The sequence below is a fragment of the Sulfurihydrogenibium sp. genome (assembly GCF_027448985.1).
In the GTDB taxonomy this organism is placed as follows: Bacteria; Aquificota; Aquificia; order Aquificales; family Hydrogenothermaceae; genus Sulfurihydrogenibium.
Map to the genome: position 1 here is coordinate 1 of NZ_DAIDMN010000113.1, position 3,179 is coordinate 3,179.

At 36.0% G+C, this 3,179-nt stretch carries 5 protein-coding genes, 1 tRNA gene and 1 pseudogene; all 7 read left to right on the forward strand.

The genetic code is table 11. From position 1 onward, the window contains the following. The coding region (gene tuf, locus NE054_RS07560) for an elongation factor Tu (protein WP_297890297.1) at positions 1-1,044 on the forward strand (1,044 nt) is incomplete at its 5' end. Between the two features lie 14 nt (positions 1,045-1,058). After that, the gene (rpmG, locus tag NE054_RS07565; protein ID WP_012674056.1) at positions 1,059-1,208 is read left to right on the forward strand and encodes a 50S ribosomal protein L33; all 150 of its coding nucleotides are present in this window, start codon (positions 1,059-1,061) and stop codon (positions 1,206-1,208) included. 13 nt (positions 1,209-1,221) lie between these two features. Then, a tRNA-Trp gene (locus NE054_RS07570) sits at positions 1,222-1,294 on the forward strand. A gap of 13 nt (positions 1,295-1,307) precedes the next feature. Continuing rightward, positions 1,308-1,493, forward strand: a complete 186-nt coding sequence (gene secE, locus NE054_RS07575; protein WP_297890298.1) for a preprotein translocase subunit SecE — start codon at positions 1,308-1,310, stop codon at positions 1,491-1,493. A 7-nt stretch (positions 1,494-1,500) separates the two neighbouring features. Continuing rightward, positions 1,501-2,286 (forward strand): transcription termination/antitermination protein NusG, encoded by a 786-nt coding sequence (nusG, locus tag NE054_RS07580; protein WP_297890299.1) that lies wholly within the window; start codon positions 1,501-1,503, stop codon positions 2,284-2,286. A 61-nt stretch (positions 2,287-2,347) separates the two neighbouring features. Next, positions 2,348-2,785, forward strand: coding sequence for a 50S ribosomal protein L11 (rplK, locus tag NE054_RS07585; RefSeq protein WP_297890300.1), 438 nt, complete (start codon positions 2,348-2,350; stop codon positions 2,783-2,785). 5 nt (positions 2,786-2,790) lie between these two features. Continuing rightward, positions 2,791-3,179 (forward strand): annotated as a pseudogene (locus NE054_RS07590) (50S ribosomal protein L1); the annotation flags it as partial.

Genomic DNA, 3,179 nt, shown 5'->3' on the forward strand with positions numbered 1-3,179 from the left:
CTTCCTGCCCCGCCTTGGAGAAAAGATGAAAAAGTACATAAACTTTTTAAAAGAAGTTTACGAGGAATTGAAAAAAGACACTACGCTCACGTTGACTGCCCTGGTCACGCTGACTACATTAAAAACATGATTACTGGTGCAGCTCAGATGGATGGTGCTATCTTAGTTGTCTCAGCTGCTGATGGTCCTATGCCTCAAACTCGTGAACACGTCCTCTTGGCTCGTCAGGTTAACGTTCCTTACATCGTTGTATTCTTAAATAAGTGTGATATGGTTGATGATGAAGAGTTGATTGACCTAGTTGAAATGGAAGTAAGAGAGCTTCTTTCTAAATACGATTTCCCTGGTGATGAAGTTCCTGTTATTAGAGGTTCTGCTCTTGGTGCTTTAAATGATGACCCTAAATGGTTCGCTTCCGTTGAAGAGCTTTTAAAGGCTATGGATGAATACATTCCTACTCCTCCTAGAGAAACTGATAAACCTTTCTTGATGGCAGTTGAAGACGTATTTACTATCACTGGTAGAGGTACTGTTGTTACTGGTAGAGTTGAAAGGGGTACTTTAAAAGTTGGTGATGAGGTTGAAATTGTAGGATTGTCTGAAGAGAAAAAGAAAACTGTTGTTACTGGTATTGAGATGTTTAGAAAGCAGCTTGATGAAGCTATAGCTGGTGATAACGTTGGTGTTCTTTTAAGAGGTATCACTAAAGATGAGGTTGAAAGAGGTCAGGTGTTAGCAAAACCTGGTACTATCACACCTCATAAAAGATTTAAAGCTCAGGTGTACGTGTTAAGTAAAGAGGAAGGTGGAAGACATACTCCATTTTTCTTAGGATACAGACCTCAGTTTTATATAAGAACCGCTGATATAACAGGAACTGTTGTAGGATTACCTGAAGGTCAAGAGATGGTAATGCCTGGAGATAATGTTGAGTTAGAAGTAGAGTTGATGGTACCTGTTGCTATGGAAGAGCAGATGAGATTTGCTATTAGAGAAGGTGGTAGAACTGTAGGTGCTGGTGTAGTTACTAAAATTTTAGATTAACGTGAGGATGTAAGATGAGAGAAATAATAACCCTTGCTTGTACTGAATGCAAAAGAAAAAATTATACAACTACTAAAAATAAAAGAAAACATCCAGATAGATTGGAACTAAAAAAGTATTGTAAATTTTGTAAAAAACATACCTTACATAGAGAAATAAAGTAAGATGCACATCTGCGGGGTAGTAGCTCAATTGGCAGAGCAGCGGACTCCAAATCCGCAGGTTGAGGGTTCGAGTCCTTCCTGCCCCGCCTTGGAGAAAAGATGAAAAAGTACATAAACTTTTTAAAAGAAGTTTACGAGGAATTGAAAAAAGTAACATGGCCTTCTTCAAACCTTGTAAAGACAGCGACAGCTGCAGTGATAGTTTTTACTTTAATAGTAGCTGTTTATTTATGGAGTTTAGATTTAATTTTTGCAAAAGTTATCACCTTTATATTAGAGAGGTAGAGTGTGGATGTCTGAAGAAAACTTGACACAAAAAAACGATATAGAAACTCAAGAAACTGGTACAGATGAAAAAAAATGGTATGCTTTGTATACACAATCAAATTTAGAGATAAAAGCAAGAGAAAACTTTATAAAGAACCTTCAACTTAACGGTTTAGAAAATTTAGTGGAAGAAATAATCGTTCCAGCTGAAGAAAAGGTTGTAATTAAGTCTCAAGGAAAGGAAAAATATAGATTATCTTTAAAAGGTCAAAATAGAGAGATTCCAGTTGAAGGGAAAAAAGGTACTACAAAATTTTTGATAGAAGATGGAACAGTTAGGGTTTTAGAAAGTGTGGAAGGTGATGAAGATTGTGTAGCTCACAGTCCTATTTTTAAACCAGGACAAAAAATTACTTGTAAAGAGAATAAAACTGAAGCTAGAATTGTTTTAGAAAATAAAATATTTCCAGGTTATATTCTTATAAAAGCAAAGTTAACAGATGATTTGATAGATTTGGTAAAGAAAACACCTTATTTGATAGGATTTGTTAGTGCTGGTGGTGTACCAGTACCTCTTGATGAAAAAGATGTTAACAAAGTAATCTCCCAAATTCAAAAAGGAGCACCTAAGGTAAGAAAATTATTGTTTGCAAAAGGCGATACTATTAGAGTAATAGAAGGTCCTTTTATGAACTTTACTGGAGTTGTAGACGAAGTATTTCCTGATAAAGAAAAACTAATAGCTTTAATAACAATTTTTGGTAGAGCAACACCGGTTGAACTTGAATTCTCCCAAGTGGAGAAAATATAGCCTGTCGGTTCAATCTGGTACACTTTATGACAGGCAAGAATTCAAGGAGGTGTAGTTAAAAATGGCAAAAAAAATCACAGCAACAGTTGAGCTGATGATCCCGGCTCAGCAAGCAGCACCATCGCCACCTGTTGGACCTGCTTTAGGTCAACATGGTGTAAACATTATGGAGTTTGTAAAAAGTTTCAACGCTGCAACAGCGAACATGAAACCAGGGACAATTATCCCTGTAGTAATTACAATCTACTCAGATAGGTCTTTCACATTTATTCTCAAAACTCCACCAGCATCGTACCTTTTAAAAGAAGCAGCTGGAATTAAAACTGGTTCTGGCGATCCAAAGAGAAACAAAGTAGGTAAAATTACAGTGGCTCAGTTAAGAGAAATAGCAGAGATGAAACTAAAAGACCTTAACACAGAAGATATAGAAATGGCGATGAGAACCATTGCAGGAACAGCTCGTAGTATGGGAATAGAAATTGAAGGATACAAGGGGTAATAGTCATGGCAAAAAGAGGAAAAAAATATTTGGAAGCTTTAAAACTTATTGATAAAGAAAAAGCGTATACCTTAGATGAAGCTATTGCAAAATTAAAAGAAGTCTCAAAGGTTCTTCAAAGAAAATTCGATGAAACTGTTGAGTTCATCGTAAGATTAGGTGTTGATCCGAAGTATGCAGATCAAATGGTTAGAGGTTCGGTAGTTTTACCTCATGGGTTAGGTAGAGAATTAAAAGTTTTAGTTATAGCTCAAGGAGAAAAACTAAAAGAAGCTCAAGAAGCAGGAGCTGATTATGTTGGTGGTGAAGATTTAATAAACAAAATTGCTAATGAGAACTGGATAGATTTTGATGTAGTAATAGCTACTCCAGATATGATGCCAAAAATGGCAAA

Coding starts and splice junctions, on each gene's coding strand:
- rpmG (WP_012674056.1), top strand. CDS start 1,059: ATGAGAGAAATAATAACCCTTGCTTGTACTGAATGCAAAAGAAAAAAT.
- secE (WP_297890298.1), top strand. CDS start 1,308: ATGAAAAAGTACATAAACTTTTTAAAAGAAGTTTACGAGGAATTGAAA.
- nusG (WP_297890299.1), top strand. CDS start 1,501: ATGTCTGAAGAAAACTTGACACAAAAAAACGATATAGAAACTCAAGAA.
- rplK (WP_297890300.1), top strand. CDS start 2,348: ATGGCAAAAAAAATCACAGCAACAGTTGAGCTGATGATCCCGGCTCAG.